At 71.0% G+C, this 24,805-nt stretch carries 23 protein-coding genes; 13 read left to right on the forward strand and 10 right to left on the reverse strand.

From position 1 onward, the window contains the following. Nucleotides 1-45 precede the first annotated feature (45 nt). The 5 genes from ABIA33_RS22890 to ABIA33_RS22910 all read left to right on the forward strand — a co-directional run bounded on the left by ABIA33_RS22890 (nucleotide 46) and on the right by ABIA33_RS22910 (nucleotide 6,305). The gene (locus ABIA33_RS22890; protein WP_370084240.1) at nucleotides 46-1,002 is read left to right on the forward strand and encodes a sugar ABC transporter permease; all 957 of its coding nucleotides are present in this window, start codon (nucleotides 46-48) and stop codon (nucleotides 1,000-1,002) included. A 54-nt stretch (nucleotides 1,003-1,056) separates the two neighbouring features. Continuing rightward, nucleotides 1,057-2,787: a glycoside hydrolase family 13 protein gene (locus ABIA33_RS22895; RefSeq protein ID WP_370084241.1), complete on the forward strand. Its 1,731-nt coding sequence runs from the start codon at nucleotides 1,057-1,059 to the stop codon at nucleotides 2,785-2,787. 1 nt (nucleotide 2,788) lies between these two features. After that, nucleotides 2,789-3,835, forward strand: coding sequence for a LacI family DNA-binding transcriptional regulator (locus ABIA33_RS22900; RefSeq protein WP_370084242.1), 1,047 nt, complete (start codon nucleotides 2,789-2,791; stop codon nucleotides 3,833-3,835). Between the two features lie 101 nt (nucleotides 3,836-3,936). Then, nucleotides 3,937-5,208 (forward strand): MFS transporter, encoded by a 1,272-nt coding sequence (locus tag ABIA33_RS22905; protein ID WP_370084243.1) that lies wholly within the window; start codon nucleotides 3,937-3,939, stop codon nucleotides 5,206-5,208. A gap of 71 nt (nucleotides 5,209-5,279) precedes the next feature. Further along, a complete protein-coding gene (locus tag ABIA33_RS22910) occupies nucleotides 5,280-6,305 on the forward strand; it encodes a LacI family DNA-binding transcriptional regulator (protein WP_370084244.1) in 1,026 nt (341 codons plus the stop codon). A gap of 119 nt (nucleotides 6,306-6,424) precedes the next feature. Here ABIA33_RS22910 and ABIA33_RS22915 read toward each other — a convergent pair whose 3' ends face one another. Then, nucleotides 6,425-7,270 carry a sirohydrochlorin chelatase gene (locus ABIA33_RS22915; RefSeq protein WP_370084245.1) on the reverse strand — a complete coding sequence of 282 codons (846 nt, stop codon included), beginning with the start codon at nucleotides 7,268-7,270 and terminating at the stop codon, nucleotides 6,425-6,427. A 470-nt stretch (nucleotides 7,271-7,740) separates the two neighbouring features. On the opposite strand from ABIA33_RS22915, the gene ABIA33_RS22920 reads away from it, so the two are divergent. After that, nucleotides 7,741-7,983: a DUF397 domain-containing protein gene (locus ABIA33_RS22920; protein WP_370084246.1), complete on the forward strand. Its 243-nt coding sequence runs from the start codon at nucleotides 7,741-7,743 to the stop codon at nucleotides 7,981-7,983. 123 nt (nucleotides 7,984-8,106) lie between these two features. Here the strand turns inward: ABIA33_RS22920 and ABIA33_RS22925 are convergent, their stop codons facing one another. Then, nucleotides 8,107-8,859 carry an ATP-binding protein gene (locus ABIA33_RS22925; RefSeq protein WP_370084247.1) on the reverse strand — a complete coding sequence of 251 codons (753 nt, stop codon included), beginning with the start codon at nucleotides 8,857-8,859 and terminating at the stop codon, nucleotides 8,107-8,109. A 226-nt stretch (nucleotides 8,860-9,085) separates the two neighbouring features. Between ABIA33_RS22925 and ABIA33_RS22930 the strand changes: the two genes are divergently transcribed. Beyond that, complete coding sequence (locus tag ABIA33_RS22930; protein ID WP_370084248.1) at nucleotides 9,086-9,952, forward strand: helix-turn-helix domain-containing protein; 867 nt, start codon at nucleotides 9,086-9,088, stop codon at nucleotides 9,950-9,952. Here the strand turns inward: ABIA33_RS22930 and ABIA33_RS22935 are convergent. Both ABIA33_RS22935 and ABIA33_RS22940 read right to left on the reverse strand, forming a co-directional pair. Continuing rightward, the gene (locus ABIA33_RS22935; RefSeq protein ID WP_370084249.1) at nucleotides 9,932-10,555 is read right to left on the reverse strand and encodes a TetR/AcrR family transcriptional regulator; all 624 of its coding nucleotides are present in this window, start codon (nucleotides 10,553-10,555) and stop codon (nucleotides 9,932-9,934) included. The two genes, ABIA33_RS22930 and ABIA33_RS22935, sit on opposite strands and share 21 nt — an antisense overlap. 150 nt (nucleotides 10,556-10,705) lie before the next feature. Beyond that, nucleotides 10,706-12,250, reverse strand: coding sequence for an MFS transporter (locus ABIA33_RS22940; RefSeq protein ID WP_370084250.1), 1,545 nt, complete (start codon nucleotides 12,248-12,250; stop codon nucleotides 10,706-10,708). Nucleotides 12,251-12,336: 86 nt separating this feature from the next. Here ABIA33_RS22940 and ABIA33_RS22945 point away from each other — a divergent pair, with 86 nt between their 5' ends. Then, nucleotides 12,337-12,750, forward strand: a complete 414-nt coding sequence (locus tag ABIA33_RS22945) for a MarR family winged helix-turn-helix transcriptional regulator (protein ID WP_370084251.1) — start codon at nucleotides 12,337-12,339, stop codon at nucleotides 12,748-12,750. A 78-nt stretch (nucleotides 12,751-12,828) separates the two neighbouring features. Here the strand turns inward: ABIA33_RS22945 and ABIA33_RS22950 are convergent, their stop codons facing one another. The 3 genes from ABIA33_RS22950 to ABIA33_RS22960 all read right to left on the reverse strand — a co-directional run bounded on the left by ABIA33_RS22950 (nucleotide 12,829) and on the right by ABIA33_RS22960 (nucleotide 15,742). Beyond that, nucleotides 12,829-13,755: a DMT family transporter gene (locus ABIA33_RS22950; RefSeq protein ID WP_370084269.1), complete on the reverse strand. Its 927-nt coding sequence runs from the start codon at nucleotides 13,753-13,755 to the stop codon at nucleotides 12,829-12,831. A 218-nt stretch (nucleotides 13,756-13,973) separates the two neighbouring features. After that, nucleotides 13,974-14,927, reverse strand: coding sequence for a M56 family metallopeptidase (locus ABIA33_RS22955; RefSeq protein WP_370084252.1), 954 nt, complete (start codon nucleotides 14,925-14,927; stop codon nucleotides 13,974-13,976). A 119-nt stretch (nucleotides 14,928-15,046) separates the two neighbouring features. Further along, nucleotides 15,047-15,742: a DUF5134 domain-containing protein gene (locus ABIA33_RS22960; protein ID WP_370084253.1), complete on the reverse strand. Its 696-nt coding sequence runs from the start codon at nucleotides 15,740-15,742 to the stop codon at nucleotides 15,047-15,049. Nucleotides 15,743-16,124: 382 nt separating this feature from the next. Here ABIA33_RS22960 and ABIA33_RS22965 point away from each other — a divergent pair, with 382 nt between their 5' ends. Together ABIA33_RS22965 and ABIA33_RS22970 are read left to right on the forward strand one after the other, a co-directional pair. Then, nucleotides 16,125-17,354: a glycosyltransferase gene (locus tag ABIA33_RS22965; protein ID WP_370084254.1), complete on the forward strand. Its 1,230-nt coding sequence runs from the start codon at nucleotides 16,125-16,127 to the stop codon at nucleotides 17,352-17,354. After that, the gene (locus ABIA33_RS22970) at nucleotides 17,351-18,076 is read left to right on the forward strand and encodes a polysaccharide deacetylase family protein (RefSeq protein ID WP_370084255.1); all 726 of its coding nucleotides are present in this window, start codon (nucleotides 17,351-17,353) and stop codon (nucleotides 18,074-18,076) included. Before ABIA33_RS22965 ends, ABIA33_RS22970 begins: the two co-directional genes overlap by 4 nt. 246 nt (nucleotides 18,077-18,322) lie before the next feature. Here the strand turns inward: ABIA33_RS22970 and ABIA33_RS22975 are convergent, their stop codons facing one another. Genes ABIA33_RS22975 through ABIA33_RS22985 form a run of 3 tightly spaced genes read right to left on the reverse strand, consistent with a single transcriptional unit; the run spans nucleotide 18,323 to nucleotide 20,945 of the window. Next, on the reverse strand, nucleotides 18,323-19,111 hold the full coding sequence (locus ABIA33_RS22975) for an amino acid ABC transporter ATP-binding protein (RefSeq protein ID WP_370084256.1): 789 nt from the start codon (nucleotides 19,109-19,111) through the stop codon (nucleotides 18,323-18,325). Then, on the reverse strand, nucleotides 19,108-20,007 hold the full coding sequence (locus ABIA33_RS22980; protein ID WP_370084270.1) for an amino acid ABC transporter permease: 900 nt from the start codon (nucleotides 20,005-20,007) through the stop codon (nucleotides 19,108-19,110). Before ABIA33_RS22980 ends, ABIA33_RS22975 begins: the two co-directional genes overlap by 4 nt. 20 nt (nucleotides 20,008-20,027) lie before the next feature. Further along, nucleotides 20,028-20,945, reverse strand: coding sequence for an ABC transporter substrate-binding protein (locus ABIA33_RS22985; RefSeq protein ID WP_370084257.1), 918 nt, complete (start codon nucleotides 20,943-20,945; stop codon nucleotides 20,028-20,030). A gap of 279 nt (nucleotides 20,946-21,224) precedes the next feature. Here ABIA33_RS22985 and ABIA33_RS22990 point away from each other — a divergent pair, with 279 nt between their 5' ends. Genes ABIA33_RS22990 through ABIA33_RS23000 form a run of 3 tightly spaced genes read left to right on the forward strand, consistent with a single transcriptional unit; the run spans nucleotide 21,225 to nucleotide 24,498 of the window. Next, nucleotides 21,225-22,634: a DUF6421 family protein gene (locus tag ABIA33_RS22990; RefSeq protein WP_370084258.1), complete on the forward strand. Its 1,410-nt coding sequence runs from the start codon at nucleotides 21,225-21,227 to the stop codon at nucleotides 22,632-22,634. Further along, nucleotides 22,631-23,425 (forward strand): SDR family NAD(P)-dependent oxidoreductase, encoded by a 795-nt coding sequence (locus tag ABIA33_RS22995; RefSeq protein ID WP_370084259.1) that lies wholly within the window; start codon nucleotides 22,631-22,633, stop codon nucleotides 23,423-23,425. The genes ABIA33_RS22990 and ABIA33_RS22995 overlap by 4 nt, the downstream gene beginning before the upstream one ends. Further along, on the forward strand, nucleotides 23,422-24,498 hold the full coding sequence (locus ABIA33_RS23000; protein WP_370084271.1) for a low specificity L-threonine aldolase: 1,077 nt from the start codon (nucleotides 23,422-23,424) through the stop codon (nucleotides 24,496-24,498). The genes ABIA33_RS22995 and ABIA33_RS23000 overlap by 4 nt, the downstream gene beginning before the upstream one ends. Nucleotides 24,499-24,805 lie beyond the last annotated feature (307 nt).

Genomic DNA, 24,805 nt, shown 5'->3' on the forward strand with positions numbered 1-24,805 from the left:
GCCCTCCCCGAACCGAGTGCCACCGCAGGAGCAGGAGCAGACCCCATGACCACCTCCGTGCGCCCGGCGGACCCGGGCACCGCCGCACCGTCCGCCGGCACCGCAGGCACCGCCGGTACCGCAGCGACCCGCTCGGGCCGACCGGGTCGCTCGGGCCGCCGCCCGCTGCTGCGCGGCGAGCGGGGCGTCCTCGCCTCGCTCGGACTGCACGGCGTGCTGGCCGTGACCGCATTCGTCGCGGCCTTCCCGGTCGCCTGGATCGTCTTCATCTCGCTCGGCCCGAACGAGAACGACTACCTGCACCCCGGCCGGATCTTCAGCCGGATGTCGCTGTCCAACTACCGCTACGTCATCGGCCACACCGGCTTCGGCACCTGGCTGATGAACTCGCTGATCGTCGGCCTCGGCACGATGGCAGTCGGCGTCCTCATCGCGGCCAGCGCGGGTTACGCGGTCTCCCGGATGCGCTTCCCCGGCCACCGCCAGCTGATGTACACGTTCCTGCTCACCCAGATGTTCCCGGTCGCGGTGCTGCTGGTGCCGCTCTACAAGATCATGGCGGGGCTCAACCTGCTGGACACGTACCAGGGTTTGATCCTCATCTACTGCACCACCGCCGTCCCCTACAGCGCCTGGCTGCTCAAGGGCTACTTCGACACCATCCCGGTGGAGATCGACGAGGCCGGCCGGATCGACGGGCTCTCGCCCTTCGGCACCTTCTGGCGGCTGATCATCCCGCTGGCCCGGCCCGGCCTTTCCGTGGCGGCGTTCTACACCTTCCTGACCGCCTGGGGCGAGGTCGCCTACGCTTCACACTTCATGCTCTCCGCCGACAAGTACACCCTGGCGGTCGGCCTGCAGACGTACATCAGCCAGTACAACTCGCAGTGGAACCTCATGGCGGCCAGCTCTGTCCTGATCGCCATTCCAGCCGGAATCGTGTTCTACCTGGTACAGAAGCATCTGGTGACCGGCCTCACCGCCGGCGGCACCAAGGGCTGACCGGCCCGCGCGACTCCCTCGTCACCTGCCCTCTCCTCAGCCTCAAGGGATTTCATGACCCAGCACCTCGCCGACCAGAACCTGCCCGTCGCGGCGGACGACGCCGAAGCCGTCACCACGGCCGACGCCGACGCCAACGCCACGCGCAGAACCGGCTGGTGGCGCGACGCGGTGATCTACCAGGTCTACCCGCGCAGCTTCGCCGACGCCGACGGCGACGGCATGGGCGACCTCGAGGGCGTGCGCAGCAGACTCCCCTACCTGCGCGACCTGGGCGTGGACGCGGTCTGGCTGTCCCCCTTCTACGCCTCCCCGCAGGCGGACGCGGGGTACGACGTCTCCGACTACCGCGCGGTGGACCCGATGTTCGGCGACCTCGCCGACGCGGAGCGGCTGGTGACCGACGCCCACGAGCTGGGCCTGCGGGTCATCGTGGACATCGTCCCCAACCACGCCTCCGACCAGCACGCCTGGTTCCGGCAGGCGCTGCGCGAGGGCCCGGGGTCCCCGCTGCGGAGCCGCTTCCACTTCCGCCCCGGCCTGGGCGCGGCCGGCGAACTGCCGCCCAACGACTGGGAGTCCATCTTCGGCGGCCCGGCCTGGACCCGCACCCGCAACCCCGACGGCACCCCCGGCGAGTGGTATCTGCACCTCTTCGCGCCGGAGCAGCCCGACTTCAACTGGGAGTGCCCGGCCGTCGCCGACGAGTTCCGCTCCATCCTGCGGCTCTGGCTCGACCTGGGCGTCGACGGGTTCCGGATCGATGTCGCGCACGGCCTGGTGAAGGCCGCGGGTCTCCCCGACATCGGCCTGCACGACCAGCTGCGGCTGCTCGGCAACGACGTGCTGCCGTTTTTTGACCAGGACGGAGTCCACGAGATCTACCGCGACTGGCGGCGAATCCTGGACGAGTACGGCACCGACCCGGACACCCGCCGCATCGCGGTCGCCGAGGCCTGGACGCCGACCGTCGACCGCACCGCCAACTACCTGCGCCCCGACGAGCTGCACCAGGCCTTCAACTTCCAGTACCTGGGCACCGCCTGGGACGCGGAGGCGCTGAAGGGCGTGGTGGACGTCACCCTGGACGCGATGCGCCCGGTCGGCGCCCCCGCCACCTGGGTGCTGTCCAACCACGACGTGGTCCGCCATCTCACCCGCTTCGGCGACGGCGAGGACCGCGAGCAGGACCTGCGCCGCGCCCGCGCGGCGACCCTGCTGATGCTCGCGCTGCCCGGTTCCGCGTACGTCTACCAGGGCGAGGAGCTCGGCCTGCCCGAGGTTCTGGACCTGCCCGACGCGCTGCGCCAGGACCCGGCGTTCACGCGGGCCAGGGGCACCAACGCCGAGGGTCAGGAGGGCATGCGCGACGGCTGCCGGGTCCCGCTGCCGTGGTCCGGCACCGAGGCCCCGTACGGCTTCGGCCCGGTCGCCGGCGGACCCAGCTGGCTGCCGCAGCCCGCCGAGTGGGCCAAGCTCAGCGTCGAGGCGCAGACCGGCGACCGCAGCTCCACTCTGGAGCTGTACCGCAGCGCGCTGGCCGCGCGACGCGAGCACCCGGCACTGGGCTCGGGCGACTCGCTCGTCTGGCTCGACGCGCCGGAGGGCGTACTCTCCTTCCGCCGCAGTACCGCTGACGGCGTGTTCGTCTGCACGGTCAACACCGGCAGTGAGCCCGTGCGGTTGCCCGCACCAGGCCGCGTCCTACTGTCGTCCAGTGACGTTGTCGTCATCGAGGACGAGATCGTGCTCTCGCCCGACACCACCGTCTGGTGGGCCCGCTGAGATGGCGGCTCCCTCAGGAGTCGTCCCCACAGCGCGTCTGGCCGACATCGCCGCACAGGCGGGGGTCAGCGAGGCCACCGTCTCCCGGGTGTTCAACGGGCGTGCGGGCGTCTCGCCGACGACCCGTCAGGCGGTGCTCGCCGCGCTGGACGTCCTCGGCTATGACCGCCCGATGCGGCTCCGCCAGCGCAGCGCCGGACTGATCGGGCTGATCACCCCCGAGCTCAACAACCCGATCTTCCCGGCGCTGGCCCAGGTCATCGAGCAGGTGCTGACCCGCTACGGCTACACCCCGCTGCTCTGCACGCAGACCCCCGGCGGTTCCACCGAGGACGAGCTCGTCGACATGCTGGTGGAGCGCGGAGTCAACGGCATCGTGTTCGTCTCCGGACTGCACGCCGACACCACCGCCGACATGGAGCGCTATGCCCGTCTGGCCGGGCGCGGCGTGCCGTTCGTGCTGATCAACGGCTACAGCGAGCACATCTCGGCGCCCTTCGTCTCGCCGGACGACCGGACCGCGATGCGGATGGCGGTCCAGCACCTGGCCGAACTCGGCCACGAGCGGATCGGCCTCGCACTGGGGCAGCGCCGCTTCGTGCCGGTGCTGCGCAAGCTGGAGGGCTTCGCGGCGGCCTGCAGCGACCTGCTCGGGCAGTCGGAGCAGGAGAGCGCGGATCGGGTCCAGCACACCCTGTTCAGCGTCGAGGGCGGACACGCCGCCGCCGCTACACTGCTGGACGCCGGCTGCACGGCGATCGTCTGCGGCAGCGACCTGATGGCCTTCGGGGTGATCCGCGCGGTGCGGCAGCGCGGGCTCACCGTCCCCGGCGACGTCTCCGTCGTCGGCTTCGACGACTCGCCGCTGATCGCTTTCGCCGACCCGCCGCTGACCACGATCCGCCAGCCGGTGGAGGCGATGGGCGCGGCGGCGGTCGACGCGTTGCTGGAGGAGATCAACGGCAACGCCATCCATCGCGCCGAGTTCGTCTTCCAGCCCGAACTGGTCGTCCGCGGCTCCACGGGGGCGGCCCGCCCCCGCAGTTGAGACCAGCCCCGGGTGCGGGGGCGGCCGTGCCTGGTCCTTCCCGCCCCGGGGCTCCTGCGTGCCCGGGAGGGTCCCGGCGTCAACGACCGGTCAGGAGCCGTGTGTTCTCCAGCTACCGCCGCATCTTCGCCGCCCCCGGCAGCGTCGCCTTCACCCTCACCGGGCTGCTCGGGCGACTCCCGATCGGGATGACGGGCGTCGCCGCCGTCTTCATGATCACCGGTGCGCACGGCTCCTACGGGCTGGCCGGCGCACTGGCCGCGACGGTGCTGCTGGTCGTCGCCGTGGCCGGACCGCAGATCTCCCGGCTGGTGGACCGCCACGGTCAGGCCCGCGTCGCCGTGCCGGCCCTGCTGCTGTCCACCGGCGGCGGACTCGCCGAACTGCTCTGCCTGGACTGGCACGCGCCGCACTGGACGCTCTTCCCGACCGCCGCCGTCACCGGCCTGGGTCCCAACCTCGGCTCGATGTCACGCGCCCGCTGGGCCGCGCTGTACGCGGGTGACGAGGACGTCCTGCACAGCGCCTATGCCTTCGAGTCCGTCCTGGACGAACTCTGCTTCATCCTCGGCCCGATCGCCGCGACCGCGCTCGCCACCGGGCTGTTCCCCTCGGCGGGCTTCCTGGTCGCCGGACTGCTGATCCTGGTCGGCGGGCTGGCGTTCTGCGCGCAGCGCCGCACCGAGCCGCAGCTCCGCCGGGACGCGACCGAGGAGCGCGGCTCCGCGATGCGCTCTCCCGGCCTGCGGGTGCTGGTACTGACTCTCGTGGCCACCGGCGGAGTGTTCGGGATCATGGAGATCACCACCATCGGCTTCGCCGACGCCCACGGCCACAAGGCCGCGGCCAGTCTCGTGCTGTCCTGCTACGCGCTGGGGTCCTGCGTCTCCGGACTCGCCTTCGGGCTCTGGAAGCCCAGTGGCGGCGCGGCCCGCCGCCTGGTGCTGTGCCTGCTGGCGATGACGGTCAGCCTGTCCCCGCTGCCCTTCGTCGACAGCCTGCCGGAGCTCGCCGCCGTGCTGCTGGTCTCCGGGCTCACCACAGCGCCGACGATGGTCACCAGCATGGGCCTGGTCCGCGAGGCCGTCCCGCAGGCGAGGCTCACCGAGGGCTTCAGCTGGGCCGTCACCGGTCTGCTGCTCGGCGTCTCGGGCGGCGCGGCCGTCGGCGGGTGGGCGGTGCAGCACCTGGGCGCGGGGGCCGGCTACCGCATCCCGATGGCCACCGGCGCCCTGGCCGTGCTGATCGCCCTGCTCGGCGCCCGCCGGGCTACCGGCCCGATCCCCGCTGCCGCCCCCGCTGCCGCCCCCGCTCCAGTCCCGACCGGTACCGATGCTTCCGAACCGTCAGGTAGGGCCGCCCAGGTGCAATAAGGTGCGATGCTGTACACCAGCTTGCCGGGGGCCAGCACCTCGGTGACGGACCGACGACTGGGGACGCTTTCTTGAACACAGCGCGGCTGGCGGATATCGCGGCACAGGCCGGGGTGAGCGAGGCCACCGTCTCCCGGGTGCTGAACGGCAAGCCGGGGGTCTCCGCGGCGACCCGGCAGACGGTTCTCGCCGCCCTGGACGTGCTCGGCTACGAGCGCCCCACCCGGCTGCGCCAGCGCAGCGCCGGTCTGATCGGGCTGATCACCCCGGAGTTGAGCAACCCGATCTTCCCTGCGTTCACCCAGGTCATCGAGCAGGTGCTGACCCGCTACGGCTACACGCCGGTGCTGTGCACGCAGACCCCGGGCGGCTCCACCGAGGACGAACTCGTCGAGCTGCTGGTCGAGCGCGGGGTGACCGGCATCGTCTTCATCTCGGGACTGCACGCCGACACGACCGCCGACACCGAGCGCTACGCCAAGCTCATCGGCCAGGGCGTGCCCTTCGTGATGATCAACGGCTACAGCCCGAAGATCGCCGCCGCGTTCATCTCCCCGGACGACCGCGCGGCGATGCAGATGGCCGTCCAGCACCTGGCGGGCCTCGGCCACCAGCGGATCGGCCTCGCGGTCGGCCCCGCCCGCTTCGTCCCGGTGGAGCGCAAGCTGGAGGGCTTCGCCGAGGCGATGCAGTCCCAGCTGGGCCTGACCGAGGCTGCTGCGGCCGCTTTGGTCCAGCACTCCCTCTTCAGCGTGGAAGGCGGTCAGGCGGCCGCCGGGGCCCTGCTGGACCGCGGTTGTACGGCGATCGTCTGCGGCAGCGACCTGATGGCCTTCGGCGCGATCAGAGCCGCCCGCTCCCGGGGGCTGTCCGTCCCCGGTGACGTGTCGGTGGTCGGCTTCGACGACTCGCCGCTGATCGCCTTCGCCGACCCGCCGCTGACCACGATCCGGCAGCCGGTCGAGGCCATGGGCGCTGCCGCGGTCAACGTGCTGCTGGAGGAGATCGGCGGCAACCCGGCGCAGCGCGGCGAGTTCGTCTTCCAGCCCGAGCTGGTCGTCCGCGGCTCCACGGCGGCCGCTCGTACCCGAGGCTGAGCCCGCGCGGGACCGGGATGCCCGAGAAAGCGCCGGAAAAGGGCATGCCTCAGGGCGCTACGGCGTCACCGTAGCGCCCTGAGGCAGTAGAGCGCCCCACTCCGCCTGCGCCGGAGGGGTCAGCCCTGATCGGGGTCCTGCTCGATACCGAGCGCGCCCAGGTAGTGGCCCAGCACCAGCCGGGCGACCGTCGGGTAGGCGCCCAGCGGTTCCGCGGCGGGGCAGTCAGCCTCAGCGGCCACGGCCTTGAGCAGTTCCTCCCCGACCTCGGGCCCGAACAGGTACGGGGCGAGCGCGGGCTGGCCGCAGCCGGTCGAGCGCAGGTGCGCGGCAGCGGCGGCCACCGAGCCCGGCTCGTCCAGCGCGGCCGCGACCACCGGGACCGCCAGCCGCGCCGCCAGCAGTACGCCGGTCACCTCGGCGAGTTGCAGGGCCTCGGCGCCGCCGACCGTGGCCAGCACGATGCCGTCGGCCGAGGTGTTGATGGCGAACAGCCGGGCCCGGTCCGCGCGGGCGAGCCCGGCCTCGGACAGGCGGACGTGCAGGGCTTCGGCCAGCAACGGGTGCGGGCCGAGCGTGTCGGTGATCCGGACCTCGCCGGGCAGCTCCGCCAGGGCGCTGCGGAAGGCGTCGGACGGGCCCGGCAGCAGCGGCACCACGACCGGGGCCGGGCGTTCCTCGGCGGCTGCTGCATCCAGCAGCGCGGACAGAGTGGGGGTTTCGTCACTGGTGGACGACAGGTAACCGGCCCTCACGTCGATCCCGGGCTGCTCCGCGCGGATCAGTGAGACCAGTTCGTCGACTATCTGCTGCGCGGCCTGGGTGGCCTCGGAGGGCACGGCCACGAGCAGCGCGGGGGCACCCGCGGGGATCTCGGGACGTTCGGGCCGACGGTGACGGCCGCGCGCCCGCGAACCGGGCGTGCGGACGGGCAGCGGGGTGCTGGAAGTGGCGGCAGAGCTCATGTCGGACGATCGTAGGTCATACGTACGGAAGACGGCAGTCGGGCACCCCGCTTTGGCATCTGCAGCCCGTTCCAGGGCTCGCATTTACCCGTAACCGCGACATTTCATCAATGACGGGTGCACCGGCGACATTTCGCCTCGGTGGAACCGGTTTCGGGGTGAGCAGCGTCACATAGCTGAGTGGTGCACATGATTACTGACTGTGTGTCACCGGGGCAATGCATGCCGTCGATCATGAAGTCCGGTCACCGCGCGCTGCACCGCCCCTGTTGCCGAGAGCGACGACGGTCGTGACTTATGTCCGATTCGCTCCGTCAACTTGCGAGGGCGGAGCGCGAGTTGTCACATGTGGTGAACGCACGTGCGCACGCATAAGCACCTGCACGTGCAACTGCACTGGCGTTATCATCACGTGCAGTGAGGCGCCTCGCTGCCCCATCCTGCACGGCTCGCACATCCTGGAGACACCAATGCGTCGCATGTACAACGGCATGGCCGCCACGGAGATCGAGGGTGTGGTCTGGCAGAAGAGCCGTCTGAGCAATTCGCAGGGCGACTGCGTCGAGTTGGCTCGGCTGGCCGATGGTGATGTCGCGGTACGCAACTCCCGCTTCCCTGAAGGGCCGGCGCTGATCTACACGCGGGCGGAGATAGCGGCGCTGCTCGACGGGGTGAAGAAGGGCGAGTTCGACCACCTGGCCGAACAGGCCTGAGCGGTACGGCCGGAGGCCCTGCGGCGGAGACCGCGGGATGGCGCGGGGCACGTTGTACGGAGGCTTGTCGCGAAGGGTTGTGCGGAGGAGCGGCGCGAGCAGGCGGCGGTACGGGAGGGCGGCTCAGCCTCCCCCGTACCGCCGCTCTTCCCCCTCCGACAGTTCGAAGAGAGCCCAGACCACCTTGCCGGCGGCCACGGGATGCCAGCCCCAGGACTGGCTGAACGAGTCGACCAGATGCAGACCGCGGCCGGACTCGGCGATCCAGTCGGCCTCCCGCGCGACCGGGCCTGCGGCGCTCGGGTCGCTCACCGCGCACACCACCTGCGGAGCGCGCCGAACCAGGCTGAGACGTATAAGAGGTGACGGAGTCTCAGCCTCGCCCTCGGCCGAGCCCGCGCTCAACTGACGGGTGATGGGACTCGGGTTGTGCGTCCCGCGTCGTCCCCAGTGACTGGTCCGCTGCTCGGGCACGCTTGCCGCCGAGGTCGCGGCGAGCGCGTGTCGTAGCGCGTTGGTCACCAACTCGCTTGCCACCAGCGCGATGTCATCGAAGAGCTCGCCGAGTTCCCAGCGGTTCAGAGTCAGCTTGGTGAACTCCCGCGCAGTGCGCACGGACTCGAATCGAGGGGCGAGCGCGCAGTTGACCACATCAGGGTCCGTGGCCAGTGCCGGGCTCAGGCCCATGAAGAGCTCCTCCCATAAGGGCGCTGCTGCAGACGTCGCTGCCGGTGTCGGCCCTGCCGGGGTCGCGCGCGCGACGTCGGTCTCCGCCTCGTCCGCGAAGGGCGGACGGGGCGGCAACTCGACGTCGCGTGAGGGGGGAGCGGGGTCCCCGCAGGACTGCCAGTGGGTGTGCAGGTGCACGTGCATCATGGTCCTCTCCGCATACGTCAGATGCAAGAGTGGATTCACGTGCATGTGCGAAGTAGGCATCTGCACGTGCAGATTCATATGCAGGGAGTAGTCTCATGGTTGCTCGCCGCAGGCGCCGCCATTGGTTCAGCCAGGCTTCTTGACTCCCGGCTGTCGATTCGGGCACCCTTCGCGGCCGGACAGTGGCAGACTGTGCGCTGATTTCACCGGGTGGAGGTTCAACGGAATGACCACAGTTCAGCCGGGGAGCGGCTCGATGGTGCGCCGTATCCTCCTCGGCTCCCAGTTGCGCCGACTCCGTGAGGCAAAAGGAATCACCCGCGAGGACGCGGGCTACACCATCCGGGCCTCCGAATCGAAGATCAGCCGCATGGAGCTCGGCCGCGTCAGCTTCAAGGAGCGGGACGTGACGGATCTTCTCAGCCTGTACGGCGTGGACGACGAGACCGAACGCGCCGCCCTACTCACCCTGGTCCGCGAGGCCAACCAGGCGGGATGGTGGCACAGCTTCAGCGACGCCATGCCCAACTGGTTCCAGACCTACGTCGGCCTGGAGGAGGCCGCCGCCCTCATCCGCACCTATCAGGTGCAGTTCATCCCCGGCCTGCTGCAGACCGAGGACTACGCCCGCGCGATCATGCTGCTCAACCGCCCGCACATGGACGTGAGCGAGGTCGACCGCCGCATTGGCGTCCGGATGCGCCGCCAGAAGCTGATCGCGGACGGCGACGGACCGCGCCTGTGGGCGGTCGTGGACGAGGCCGCGCTGCGTCGCCCGGTCGGCGGCCCGGCCGTGATGAAGGTCCAGATCCAGCGGCTCATCGACGCCGCCGAGATGCCCAACGTGGTCGTCCAGGTGATGCCGTTCCGCTTCGGCGGGCACGCGGCCGAGAGTGGGGCCTTCACCATCCTGCGCTTCCCGGAGCAGGACCTGCCCGACGTCGTCTACCTGGAGCAGCTCACCAGCGCCCTCTACCTCGACAAGCGGGACGACGTCGACCAGTACATCCAGGTCATGGAGCGGCTCAGCGTCGACAGCCAGACCCCGGAGAGCAGCATCGAACTGCTGAGCTCACTTCTCAAAGAGTTCTGAGCCGGGCGCCGCACCGGGCCCGAGTGCCTGATCGAGGCCGTACCGGACGAAGATGTCGCCCCGGATCAGCGCGGGCGACGTCTCCGCGCCCGGCAGCAGCAGGCCCATGCACGCGCCCATGAGCGCGCTGCGCAGCACCGCGTGCTCCGCGACCGGGTCGGTCGCGCCGCGGCGCCGCAGCACCCCCTGGAGCAGGGCGCCGAACCGCTGCTGCTCCGCGTCCTGGATGAACCCGCCGGAGTCGGGCGCCAGGATCAGCGCCAGATGCGTGCGCATCAGCGTCGAGCGGGCCAGGGCGAGCCCGAGCACCGTGTCGATCGCCGTGGCCAGCCACAGGTCCGGATCGTCGTCCTCAGCGAGTTCCGCGAGCGCGGCGGAGAGCGTCAGATGCATCAGCCGGTGTGTGGAGGACTGCAGCAGGTACCGCTTCCCGGGGAAGTAGTACGAGACCAGCCCCCGAGCCAGCCCCGCCCGTTCGGCGATGTCGCCGAGCGTGGTACCAGCGAAACCCCGCTCATCGACCAGTTCGACCGTCGCCTGCATGATGCGCGCTTGTGAACGGGCGCGCATGGCCTCGTTGACTGCTGGGCGTCGGGGTGACATGGTGCTCCTGCGTTCATTGGCTGCAGGCCAATATACGGCTCGCCTCGAACGCGTGTGTCCGCCCGGGCGGGCTCGCCGACGCGGGGGATCGGCGAACCGCCCGGGCGGGCCGATCGGCCCGCCCGAACCCCGTGCAGGCGGGCCGAAGCGTCAGCGCCGTTCCGGGGCGGTGACCTGGTCGGAGAGGTCGCCGGCCGAGGGCACGCCGGTCGGCGCCGCGCCAGCCGGCACCGCGTAGTCCGGCACCGGGTAGCCGATCCGCGCCGCCCGTCGCCGGTCCAGCAGCGCGCCGGTCGCGGTGACCAGCAGTCCGATCAGCGCCACCCCGGTCACCACTGCCAACGCGTTCCGGTAGCCGCCGAGTTGGGCGTGTGCACCAGCGCCCGCCCCGCCGCTGGTCGCTCCGGCGGTCACCACAGCGGTCACCACGGCGAGCACGGTCGCGCCGCCGACCTGGAAGGCCGTGTTCACCAGGCCGGAGGCCAGTCCCTGCTCCTCGTCGGCGACGCCCGACGTCGCCTGGATGTTCAGCGAGGGGAAGACCAGAGCGAAGTGCACGCCGAGCAGGACCATCGACGGCAGGATCACGGTGAGGTAGTCGCCGTGGGCGCCGATCCGCAGGAAGTTGGCGTAGCCGAGCAGTGCCGCCGGGAATCCGACCAGCATCAACCTGGTCGTGCCGTAGCGGTCGACCAGCGTGCCCATCTTCGTCGCCGAGGCCGCCACCAGCACCCCGGCCGGCAGGAACGCCAGCGCCATCTGCAGCGCCGACCAGCCCAGCAGCGACTGCAGATACAGCGTGGCGACGAACTGGAACCCGACGTAGGCGCCAAAGCAGGCCAGTGCACCCAGGTTGGCCCTGGCCACCAGCCCGTTCCTGAGGATGCCGAGGCGGACCAGTGGATGCGCGGTCCGCTGCTCGATCGCGACGAACGCCGCGAACAGTGCGGCCACGAGTACCAGCGACAGCACCGTCCGGGTGCTGCCCCAGCCGGCCCCCTGGGCCTGGGTGACCGTGTAGACGAGCAGCAGCAGGCCGCCGGTGGCGGTCACCGCGCCCGCCAGGTCGTAGCCGCGCCCGTCCCGCTCGGGACGCGCCTGGCGCGGGATCAGCCGGCTCCCGACCGCCAGCGCCGCCAGTGCCAGCGGGAAGGGCATCAGGAAGGTCCAGCGCCAGCCGACTTCGGTCAGTAGCCCGCTCAGCACCAGCCCCAGCGAGAAGCCGCTCGCTCCGCAGGTGGTGTAGATGCTCAGGGCCCGGTTGCGCTCGTGCCCCTCGGGGAAGGTCGTGGTGATGATCGACAGCCCGGCCGGGGCGGTGAACGCGGCGGCAACGCCCTTGACGAACCGGGTGGCGATCAGCAGGCCGCCGTCGTCCACCAGCCCGCCGAGCAGCGAGGCCACCGCGAAGACGGCGAGGGCGGTGAGGAAGACCCGGCGGCGGCCCAGCAGGTCGGCCGCGCGCCCGCCCAGCAGCAGCAGTCCGCCGTAGCCCAGGACGTAGCCGCTGACCACCCACTGCAGGGAGGCCGTGCTGAGGTGCAGGTCGGTACGGATGGAGGGGAGGGCGACGCCGACCATCGACACGTCGAGGGCGTCGAGGAAAAGGGCCGCGCACAGGACGACGAGCGTGCCCCAGAGGCGGGGGCTCCAGCGGGCGGCGTCGGTCGTCGCGGGGGGAGTGGCTGTGGTCATGCCGAGACACTACATGCAGTTGCATTCAATGCGTATGAATTAAATGTGAACGCAATAAGTTCAACTGCATCTGCTACTCTTGCGCCGTGTCCACCCCAGCGCCCAACGCCGCCGTCCCCGACGAGCACGGCCTCGTCGATGCCTGGCGCACGCTGCTCGCCCGCCAGGCCGCGACCGCCTGCGCGCTCGACCGCGAGCTCAACGAGCGTCACGGCCTGGGCATGAGCGAGTTCGAGGTGCTGGAACGCCTCGTCGAGGGCACGGAGGGGGACTGCAAGGCGACCCTGCGGGTCCAGGAGCTGGCCACCTCGGTCCACCTCAGCCAGAGCGCGCTGTCCCGGTTGATCGCCCGTCTGGAGAAGGCCGGTTTGGTCGAGCGCTCCATGTGCGCCGAGGACCGCCGCGGCGTCAGTGTCTGCCTCACTTCCGAGGGCCGCTCCCGGCACGCCGCCGCGCGGCCCACCCACCGCTCCGTCCTCGCGGCGACACTCGCCCCCTGATCGAGTCCGCTGGAGTCCTGCTTCAGAGTCCTGCTGCAGAGGCCTGGAGAGGCCTGGTCGCGCGGCACAAGGACGCGCTCAGGGCCGCAGCGCCGCCCGCGCGCCTTCCGCCTCGCGCTGGGCCGCGCGCACGGTCTCCTCGATGCAGCTCTCCGGGCAGGCGTCCGGCATCGCGGGGTGCCTGCCGATCACGATTACGCCGAGGACGATGCAGGCCAGTCCCACCGCCTCCCAGGCCAGCGCTCCCGGTGTCACCCGAAGCTCGTCGCCGAGGAAGCCCACGCCGCAGGCGATCCCCGCGAGCGGCTGCGCGGCGGTCAGCGCCGGCAGCGACATCTTCAGCGGCGCCGACTCGAACGCGCTTTGCACCAGGATCAGTCCCAGCACGCCGATCGCCACCACGGTGTAGGTCTGCCAGCTGTGCAGCAGCAGCACCAGGCCTCCGCGGTTGAACCGCTGCCCGGCCGTACGCGTCAGCGCGTCCTGCACGCCGTAGAGCAGGCCGGCCGCGAGCGCCAGCAGGGTCGCCTCCTCGAACAGCGGCATCCGCCGGGCTATGGAGACCAGTAGCAGCGCGATCCCCGCCACCACGCCGAAGACCAGCCAGTGCCGCAGCACCCCGGACTCGGTGCCGCCGCCGGTCGGCTGGCCGCTGACGATGAACACGGTCACGCCGGTGGCGAGCAGCAGCACCCCGCCCCAGCCGGACCGGCCGAGGGTCTGCCGGGTGATCCGCCGCGCCAGCCCCATGGCAAACAGCAGGTTTGTCGCGAGCAGAGGTTCCACGAGGGAGATCCGGCCGGCGGACAGCGCCATCGCGCTCAGCACCTGGCCGCCGATCATGAAGAGGAGGCCGAGCAGCCACTCCCGTTGCCGCATCAGGCGCAGCAGCAGCCGGTAGGAGAGCATCTCCGAAAGGGGGGCGCGCTGCGCCGCGTGCTGCTGAAGCACGAATCCGAGGCCGAGCAGACAGGCCGCGCTCACACTGAGCAGAAAAACGGTCACGAAGTGTTCACCCCACGTCCAGACCAGCTCGAATGCCGTGGCATTCTGCCCGTCCACACACCCTGCCCGCCCGAGCCAGGGGTGGCCGGATGTGTCGGACATGGACTGTTCCAGGGAAGCGTAGCGCGGCCTACTGGGAATGGCCTGTGCGTCAACCGAATTCTGGATCCGCCTGAGCGCGCCGTGGCTCGGCGGGTGTTCGGCCGACCCCGGATGAGTCAGATGAGTGCGTGCAGGCCCGGAGCGAAGGCCAGTGCCAGTGGCGCGCCCACCGCGGCCAGGGCGCCGACGGTGAGCCGCAGCCGGTGGGCGACCGACAGCCGGGGCTCTCCGGCGAGCAGCCGGTCGACCCGGCCTGGGACCTCGGAAACCAGCGCCGGGCAGCTCTCGGCGGGGCCGGGTGCGGTGTTGAGCTCGACCAGGGCGAGCGCGGTGGCCAGTCGGCCGTGGCGGCGCGCTGCCGAGTCGTCGGCTGCGAGCTCGACCAGGCGGCCGACCTGCTCGCGGAACAGGACGAAGATCCCGGCCCCGGGAAAGCCGGTGTTCAGTGCCTCCGCGCACTGCAGCAGCCAGTGGTGCCTGGCCCGCACATGTCCGCGCTCGTGCGCGAGGACAGCGTCGAGCTCGCGGTCGCTCAGGCGGTGCAGCGCGCCGGTGGTCACGACCAGCCGCGCCCGGGGGCCGGGCAGAGACCAGGCCTTCGGCTGGGTGTTCTCCAGGACGACCAGGCGCTCGCCCGAACCTGATCCGGACCGGCTGCCCAGGCCCGCCGGCAGCTCCGGCGCTCTGAGTGCCAGCTCCCGCTGGCGGCGGCGGCGCAGCGCGCGGGCCGAGTGGACCTCCAGGCCCAGCGCCATCGCCGTACGGACCCCGCCGACGGCGAACAGGAAGGCGCCGGCTATCGCCCAGGGCCGGGCCAGGGGAAAACCGTAGGCCGCCTCCACTCCGTGCGGGGCGCCCGAGAACAGCAGGTCGCGTGCGGCCGGCCAGGCCGCCGCACCGGTCAGCACCAGAGCCAGGCCGCAGCAGAGCAGTGTGGCGACAACCAGGCACTGCCACGCCCACAGGGCGAGCACCGGCTCGCGCTCCGCCCAGCGCGCCCGCGCCAGCAGCCGCGGACCGGCTGTGGCCAGTACCAGGCCGAGCAGCAGCAGAGCGGGCAGGGCGTTCAACGAGTGCCTCCGCTGGCGGGACCGTGGGCACGCGTCACTGCGTGCGGCACCAACCTATGCGCCGTGGGGAGAGCGCGGAATCGCTTTCCGGCAGGCGTGACACACGCCACCCCGGCCGTTCACATGGCGAGCAGCATCGTGAACATGCCCATGCCCAGAACCATGCGGCAGGCGTGCGGCAGTTCCGGAGCACCGAGCAGCCGCGCGGTGACCGACCCCGGACTGGCCGGGTCGGGCCCGGCGCCGACGGCGGCCGACCCCGGTACGCCGATCAGCCGCAGGCCGCCCACCAGCGCGTACCCGCCGAAGAACGCCAGCAGCGCCCCCGTCAGCAGCGGCAGACCGGCTCCGGCCGCAGCGCCCGACGCGCCGGCCACCCCCGCCATCCCGGCCACCCCCGCCATCCCGGCCATCCCCGCCATCCCGGCCATCCCGGCCGTCCCCGCCATCCCCGCCATTCCGACGGAGCCCGCGGCCGCCATCGCCACGGCCATGTACACCATCGCCAGATGTCCCACCCCGTGGTACAGGTGATGCCCGCGGTGCCCAGGCCCCTGGGACCGCGACAGGCCGGCGGCGAGCGAGCAGACGGCGGCTGCGCCGAAGGGCACCACCCACACCAGCACCGGCACACCCCGTCCCAGCCCGTAGGGGAGCGCCATCACCGCCATGCCCAGACCCTTCAGGGCCTCCGAGGCGTCCAGCTCCCGGTCGGCCCGGTTCGCGCCGCGACGCAGCAACCGCAGCAGGCAGTAGAGGCCCGTCGCGCCCATCAACCCGGTCAGCAGCCAGCCCACTGCGGCGGGACCATGCATCCGGGCTCCCCTCGGCGACGGCGACTCCCGCCGGGCAGGGGCCGGCGCGATTCCAGCATGACGCTGCGTGGTCGTCCGTTGACAGGGCGCAGTGGGGGGCGCACGAACGCAGGCGCGGCATCCCTTCTGTCCCCCGATCCATCGGGTTGTCCCCCTGCTAGCGGACGACCCCAGGGGCGCGGCGTACTCCCAGAGGAGTACGCCGGGAGGTGCCTGCCCCCACTGGACTACGCGGTTCGCGATCGTGAATCATCCCCCGGAGTGTCTTCTGCGGAAGCAGGTCTCGTTACGTTTGAGCGGCCCGAGCCACTAGGTGCACAAACCGGCAGTAACCGCCCGGTGGCAAAGCGACCAAAGATCCGAACAGGGACGAGACCTCACCATGGGCCGACTGATCCGCCTCCCGATGCAGCGCCGTGCCGGCTCGCAGCCCCCCACCCCGCCGCGCGCCGTGATCGTGTCCGCCAGCGTGGGCGCGGGCCACGACGCCGTCGCCGAGGAGCTCGCCGCGCGGCTGGAGGAGGCCGGGGTCGCCGTCGACCGCCACGACTTCCTCGACCTGCTGCCGGGCCCGGCCGGACGCGTCCTGGTCGGCTCGTACCACCGGATGCTGGAGCGGGCCCCCTGGACCTGGAAGCTGCTCTACGGCGGCATGGACAACCAGCGCATGATGAGCATGCAGGCGACCCTGTTCACCCTGCTTGCCGGCCGCCGAATGCGGTCCGTGATCCCGGCCGACACCAGGATCGTCGTCTCCACCTACCCGCTGTCCAGTCAGGTCCTCGGACGGCTGCGCAAGCGCGGCCGCGTCGAGACCCCCGTGCACACCTATCTCACCGATTTCTCCGTGCACCAGCTGTGGGCGTCGCCCGACGTGGACGCCCACCTGGCGGTCAACCCGGTCCCGGCGGCCCAGGCCCGCGCCGCGGGCTGCGCCGGGGTCTCCGTGGTCACCCCGCTGGTCGACCGCCGGTTCACCCCCACCACGGACCGCCTGCGCCACGCCGCCCGGGCCCGCCTCGGCCTGCCCCAGGACGCGCGCCTGGCCCTGCTGGTCGGTGGATCCTGGGGTGCCGGCGAGATCGAGCGCACCGTCGGTGACATCGAGGCAGCCGACCCGGGCATCACCTGCGTCGTGGTCTGCGGCCGTAACGAGGCGCTGCGCGAGCGGCTGCTCGCCGCCGGCGTCCGGCACGCCTACGGCTGGGTCGACGACATGCCCAGCCTGATGCACGCCTCCGACGTGCTGGTGCAGAACGCCGGCGGGATGACCGTGCAGGAGGCCGTCGCCAGCGGCCTGCCCGTGGTGACCTACCGGTCGATTCCCGGTCACGGCCTGACCAACGCCGCCGCCCTGGACGAGGCGGGAGTGGCCCGCTGGGTCCGCAGCCATGGCGAACTGGCCGACGCCCTGGCCCAGGCAGTACGGTCGAGCAGAAGCTCCGCAGTGGCGTCCCCGTCCGGGGCGGACTCGGTGCAGCTGCTCCTGGAGACCTCCGGCCTCAGCCACCTCGCCGAGGTCCGTGCCCTCGCCCTTGCCGCGAACGCTGCCGCCGCAGCAGCCGCGGCCGTTCCCTTCGGCCCAGTCGCCGAGATGGAGTCCGTCCGTTGAGCCGAGTCGTGAAGGCAGCCGCAGTCGTCGCCGGGGGTCTGGCCCTCGCCCACGCAGCGCCTGCGCTCACTTCCATCCAGCCGCTGGAGCCGCTGCGCACCCGCCTGTTCCCCGGCTACGCCGGCCAGGGCGACCCCGGCCACATCGCGCTGACCTTCGACGACGGGCCCGACCCGCTGTCCACGCCGCGCTTCCTCAAGCTGCTGGAGCGCCGGGGCGTCACGGCCACGTTCTTCCTGCTGGGTTTCATGCTGGAGCGCGACCCCGGCCTGGGCCGGGAGATCGCCGCCGCCGGACACGAGGTCGCCGTCCACGGCTACCTGCACCGCCCGATGCTGCTGCGCACGCCTCGCCAGACCCGCGACGACCTGAGCCGCGCGCACGCCCTGGTGTCCGAGGCCACCGGCGAGACCCCGCGCTGGTACCGGCCCCCGTACGGCATCGCCACCACCTCGGCGCTGCGCACCGCGCGCGGGCTGGGCATGGATCCGGTGCTGTGGACCAGCTGGGGCGCGGACTGGCGCGCGGGCGCGACCGGCAGCTCGGTCTACGACACGGTGACCCGCAACCTCAAGGGCGGCGGCACGATCCTGCTCCACGACTCGGACTGCACCTCCGCGCCGGCCTCCTGGACCGCCACGCTCAGCGCCCTGCCCAGGCTCCTCGACCACTGCGAGGAGCAGGGCTGGAAGCTGGGCCCCCTCGCCGCGCACGGGCTCTAGGAGGGTGCTGAAGATCTAGGCCGGGCTCGCGGCGTCCTGCGACTCCGCTTGCCGCGTTGTCTCCCCCACCCTTCGGGCGGGAGGTGCCCCCTGGTCGCCCTCTACCAACCACGGTTGGCTCCCTCCTCCGCCTTGCAATCGAAGCCGCATGACGCCGCTCCCTGATCCGGCCTAGATCTTCAGCACCCTCCTAGCCCTACCCGGAGCACCACTCGGAAGCCCTGCTCCGAGCTACCGCCGCCCGGCCTACAGCCGCCCGGCGGCGGTCAGTCGGCTGAGGAAGCGCTTGGTCCGCTCGTGCCGCGGGTCGCCGAACACCTGCTCCGGCGGCCCCTGTTCGAGGATGACCCCGTCGGCGAGGAAGCAGACACGGTCCGCGACGTCTCGGGCGAAGGCCATCTCATGGGTGGCCAGGACCATCGTCAGTCCCTGCCCCTTGAGGTCCCTGACCACCTCCAGCACTTCGGCGACGAGCTCCGGGTCCAGCGCGGCGGTGATCTCGTCCAGCAGCAGCAGGCGCGGGTCGCCCACGATCGCGCGGACGATGGCGACGCGCTGCTGCTGGCCGCCGGAGAGCCGGTCGGGGTACTCCCGCGCCTTCGCGGCCAGGCCCAGCCGCTCCAGCAGCTCCATGGCCCGGGTCTCGGCTTCCTCCCGACTGAGGCCGTGGACTCGGCGCGGCGCGAGGGTGAGGTTCTGCAACACCGTCAGATGCGGGAACAGGTTGTACGCCTGGAAGACCACACCGATCCGGCGGCGCACGGCGTCGGGGTCGACGCGCGGGTCGGTGATCTCCTCGCCGTCGAGGAAGACCGCGCCGTCGTCGATCTGTTCCAGCAGGTTGGTGCAGCGCAACAGCGTGGACTTGCCCGAGCCGGAAGCGCCGATCAGCGCGGTCACCGTGTGCTGCGGCACGTCGAGGTCGACGTCGTGCAGGATGACGTGGTCGCCGAAGGTCTTGCGCACCGACTCCAGCCGCAGCACCGGCTCGGTGACGTCGCCAATACGGGTGTCGGGTCGGGTGTCGGTGGTCATACGACGCCTCCCTGGCTGCGCCGGCGGTCCATCCGGCGGGTGAGCCAGTCGGTGAACCGGGTCATGGGGATGGTGAGGGCGACGAAGAGCAGCCCGGCCACGATGTAGGGGGTGAAGTTGAAGCTCGCCGCCTCCTGGATGCGGGCGGCGGCGACCGCGTCGACGGCCCCGCCGATGGACACCAGGCCGGTGTCCTTCTGCAGCGACACCATGTCGTTGAGCAGCGCGGGCACCACCCGGCGCACCGCCTGCGGCAGCACCACGAAGCGCATCGTCTGACTGTTGGTCAGTCCGATGGAGCGGGCTGCGGCACGCTGGCTGGGATGTACCGACTCGATGCCCGCGCGAAACACCTCGGCCACGTAGGCCGAGTAGTTTACGACCAGGGCCGTGCCACCGAGCATCACCGGATCGTTGGTGACGCCGGTGAGCTGCAGCGCGGGCACCCCGAAGACCATGATCAGCAGCAGGATGATCAGCGGCAGCCCACGGAAGAAGTCGACGTACGCCGTGGCGAGGAGACGCACCGGCAGGAACACCGGACCGCGCAGCGTCCTCGCGGCTGCGATCAGCAGCCCGAGCACCAGCACGGCCGCTCCGCAGACGACCAGCATCTCCAGGTTGAGCACCAGGCCGCGCAGGACGTCGGGCAGTGCCGCGCGCGCGTACTGCGCGTTGAAGAAGGTCTCCCTGGTCCGCGCCCACCCGGGCGAGCCGGTGATCACGAAGAACAGCACGCAGGCCGTGGCCAGGGTGCTGGCACCGGCGATCAGCGCCGAGCGGCGGGCGCGGGTGCGCCGGTACTGCTCTCGGGCGAGACGGCGGGTGGACGGGACGTACCCGCCGGGGGCGGCCACCGCAGTGGCCGCCCCCGAGGGCGTGCTTCCGTCCGGAATGGCACCGTCGGCGGAGACGGTCACTTCAGCACCGGTGCGGTGTCGGAGGCCGGCAGCCACTGCTTGGCGATCTTGTCCAGGGTGCCGTCGGTACGCAGCGAGTCCACGGCCTGGGAGACGCAGGAGGTCAGCACGCTGCCCTTGCTGAGCACCAGGCCGAACTGCTCGCTGCCGCCGGTACCCGCGGCGTCCTGGGCGAACTGGCCGACGACCTTGGCGGTGGGCACCTGCACCGAGGTGACGTAGAACGCCGTGGGCAGGTCGACGACGATCGCGTCCACCTGGTGGTTCTTCAGGGCGGCCACGGCGAGGTCGGTGGTCTCGAAGACGGCCGGCTGCGCGCTCGGCTTCACCAGATTGCTGATCACGGTCAGGCCGGTGGTGCCGACCTGCGCGCCGAGCTTGGCGCCCTTCAGCGCGCTCACGTCCGTGGCGCCGGCGATCTTGGAGCCCTGCAGGGTGACCACGGCCTGGCGCACGTCGTAGTAGCCCGAGGAGAAGTCCACGGCCTGCTTGCGCTGGTCCGTCACCGAGACCTGGTTGATGTCGAAGTCGAACTTCTTCACGCCGGGGGTGACCGCGTTGTCGAACGGGACCGTGGTCCAGGCGACCTTGCCCTGTGCGTAGCCGAGACGGTCCGCGACCGCGTAGGCGACGGCCGACTCGAAGCCCTTGCCGTTGGCGGGCTTGTTGTCCTGGAACCACGGGTCGTACGCCGGGTTGTCGGTGCCGATCGTCAGCGTTCCCGAGGTCTGCGTCTGCAGGGCGCCCTTGGCGCAGGTCGCCGCCGAGGCGGCGCCGGAGCCCGAGCCGGTCGTGGCGGAACTGCTGGACCCGGCCTGGCTGCTGGTGGCCTGCGGAGCACAACCCGCCAGCGCGAGCAGCGCTGCACTCGCCGACAGGACGGCCAGACGGGTTCTTCCGGACTTGGTGGTCATCAGTTCAGCTCCTGGGGGGACGGCATCCGGCGAAGGCACGGAGCCACGGTGAACCGGCAGCGTACCGGGACTGATCCAGGGCACCCCCGGCGGCCCGACGTCGTCCCGCATCGTGGGCAGCGAGCGCCGGAACGACAACCGGGAGAAAGTTGGCTGTATAGCACCAAATCAGGACAAGATCTGAGCTGATTCCGCTGCACGAGACTCGCCCTTGAACAGAAGAACCTTCTGTATATACGGTGTCCACACAACAGTTCCTCCGGTGCAGACAGGGTTGACATGCAAAATCTCTCGCCCACTCTTCCTGTGGCAGACAGTGCGACGATTGAGATCGCATCGAGCCCCGCCTGGAAGCAGCTCAAGGACGCAGTCGAGGCCATCCGCCCGCTGCAGTCCAAGGACGGCTCGATCGACCTCAACTCCAGGGGCGCCGGCACGCGCGACGAGGCCGACGTGCTGCTTGCCACGGTCACCGAGGCCATCGGGGAACTCGCCCCCCTCTTCCCCCACGACGCGGCCTACCTCGACGCCGTCGTCACCGACCTGGGTCGCTGGGCGGAGTCCGGCTACGCCGTGCCCGACTTCCTCGACTCGCTGCTCGCCTTCCAGCCCGCCGCTCAGCGCCAGGACGGCCTGGTCCACCTGGTCGTCTTCCCCATGTACACGCAGAACGGCAACCCGGACCGCAACCTGGAAGCCGTGCTGCTCACCGTCGTGTGGCCGGACTGGCTCGCCGAGCTGGAGCGCACCCGCTTCGACAACCCGATGTTCGTGCCGATCACCTTCATCGACTTCACCTCGGGTTACGACACCAACTCCGCTGTGCTCTTCCCCGAGACCGTCGCCGTCCGCGAGGCGCCCGAGCGCTTCACCTGGGGTGGCATCTTCTGCGACCGCGAGGCCGCCCGCTTCCGCGCCGTCAGCACCGCCGCCGTCGGCGCCCTCGGCCTGGACATCCCGGCCGACGCGGAGACGCTGCTCCAGGACCAGACGCTCGCCGAGCAGACCTTCGTCCTGTGGGACCTGGTGCACGACCGCACCCACAGCCACGGCGACCTGCCGTTCGACCCGTTCATGATCAAGCAGCGCAGCCCCTTCTGGATGTACGGCCTCGAGGAGCTCCGCTGCGACCTCACCGCCTTCAAGGCCGCTGTCCAACTCCAGGCCGAGGGCTACGAGCAGGGCCGCGACGTTCAGTACGCGATCCTCTTCGACCGCATGTTCCGCTTCCCCGTCAGCGGCGGACGCGTCCGCAACTACGACGGCCTGGGCGGCCAGCTGCTCTTCTCGTACCTGCACAAGCACGACGCGCTGCGCTGGACCGACAACCGGCTGCGCATCGACTGGGACCGTGTCGCCGCCGTCACCACCGACCTCTGCACCGAGATCGAGACGCTCTACCGCGACGGCATCGACCGGCCCAAGACCGCGCACTGGATCGCCGCGTACCAGCTGGTGTCCCGCTACCTGACCCCGCACCCCGCGTCGGTGTGGGCCAAGGGCCCGGACGCGCTGCCGCTGACCGAGCACAGTGACAGCAAGTCGCTCAACAAGGCGCTGTGCGACGCCGTTCTCCCGGACGAGTTCCCGCTCAGCATGTTCTTCGAGGCCCTGTCGAAGAAGCTGTCCGGAGTCATCGCCTCCACGACCGGCATCACCGGCACCCGCGACCTGCGGAGCGCCGCGTGAGCACCCCTGCCCGCCCCCTCGCCGGGCGCGTCGTCGCCGTCGCCGGCGCCACCGGCCAGGCCGGGCGTGCCACCGTCCGCCGCCTCGCGGCCGACGGAGCCACCGTTGCCTGCGCCGGAACCGATCCGCGACGCCTCGACGCGCTCCTCGACGCCACCAGGCGCGCGGTTCCCGGGGCCACCGTCGTCGGCCAGGTCCTCGACCTGCTCGACCCCCAGGCCGCCCACGACTGGGCTGACCACATCGAGGCCGAGCACGGCAGTGTCGACGGACTCGTCCACCTGGTCGGAGGGTGGCGTGGCAGCAAGAAGTTCACCGACATCGACCTCTCCGACTGGGACTTCCTGCACGACCAGCTGGTGCGCACGCTCCAGCACACCTCGCTCGGATTCCACGACGCCCTGCTCCGCAGCCCGGCCGGGCGGTTCGCGATCGTGTCAGCGGCCGGCGCGGCCAAGCCCACCGCGGGCAACGCCGCCTACGCGAGCGCCAAGGCTGCCGCCGAGACCTGGACGCTGGCGCTGGCCGACTCCTTCCGCGCCGTCTCGGCCGCGGCTGCCGCCGAGGCCGAGGCCGCGGTGGGCGGGACGTCCGATCCCCAACCCCAGCGGGCGGCAGCTGCGATCCTGGTCATCAAGGCCCTCGTCACCCCCGAGATGCGAGCGGCCAAGCCCAACGCCAAGTTCGCCGGTTTCACGGACGTCGCCGATCTCGCCGAGGCCATCGCCGACCTGTGGAACCGACCTGCCGCCGACCTGAATGGACAGCACCTGTGGCTGACGCCGCGATGAACGACACCCCCACGACCGACGCGCAGCGCCGCCACGACCCCAGCGTCCGAGGCTTCGCCAGCGACAACTACGCGGGGGTCCACCCCGAGATCCTCGCCGCCTTCGCCCTCGCCAACGACGGCCACCAGGTCGCTTACGGCGAGGACGACTACACCGCCCACCTGCAGGAGGTCTTCCGGCGCCACTTCGGCGAGCGGGCCGAGGCGTTCCCAGTCTTCAACGGCACCGGCGCCAACGTGGTCTCGCTCCAGGCCCTGCTCCCGCGCTGGGGCGCGGTCATCGCCGCCGAGTCCGCGCATATCAACGTGGACGAGTGCGGGGCGCCGGAGAAGATCGCCGGCATCAAGCTGCTCACCGTCCCCACCCCCGACGGCAAGCTCACCCCCGAGCTCATCGACCGTCAGGCATGGGGCTGGGGCGACGAGCACCGCGCGCAGCCGCTCGCGGTCTCCATCACCCAGAGCACGGAGCTCGGCACCTGCTACACCGCCGAGGAGATCCGCGCCATCTGTGACCACGCCCACGAGCGCGGCATGCTCGTGCACGTCGACGGCTCACGCCTCGCGAACGCCGCCGCCACCCTCGGTCTGCCGCTGCGGGCCTTCACGACGGACGCGGGCGTCGACATCCTCTCCTTCGGCGGGACGAAGAACGGCCTGCTGCTGGGCGAGGCCGTGGTCGTCCTCAATCCGGACGCGGTCCGGAACATCCTCTTCCTGCGCAAGATGTCCATGCAGCTCGCGTCGAAGATGCGATTCATCTCGGTCCAGTTCGAGGCTCTGCTGAGCGGAGACCTGTGGTTGCGGAACGCGGGACACGCGAATGCCATGGCCAAGCGCCTGGAGGCCGCGGTCCGCGACATCGAAGGGGTCGAGGTCGTACGCCCCGTACAGGCCAACGCGGTGTTCGCGCTGCTGCCGCGAGAGGTGAGCGAGCGTCTGCAGAAGCGTTACCGCTTCTACTTCTGGAACGAGCACACCGGAGAGGTCCGCTGGATGGCGGCGTTCGACACCACTGAGGCGGACATCGACGCCTTCGCCTCGGCGATCGCCGAGGAGATGGGCAAGCGCTGACGCGCTGATCCGATGACGAAGCGGGCCCGGCGTGGAAGCGCCGGGCCCGATTTCGTCCCACGGGGAAGATCCGGTAGTGTTCTCCAGGTCGGAACGGGCAAGCGGCCTGGGAAGACAAACAAAAACTACCTCGCCAGCGAGGATCGACCGGTAAATCGGTCTGATAAGCTGGAAAACGAAGGAAGCGCCCGGAGAGACCGGTGAGACGGTCTTGAAGGAAGCGTCCGTTCCTTGAGAACTCAACAGCGTGCCAAAAGTCAACGCCAGATATGTTGATACCCCGTCCATCCACTATCGGTGGGTGGTC

The sequence above is a fragment of the Streptacidiphilus sp. MAP12-16 genome, from assembly GCF_041262165.1.
Lineage (GTDB): Bacteria > Actinomycetota > Actinomycetes > Streptomycetales > Streptomycetaceae > Streptacidiphilus.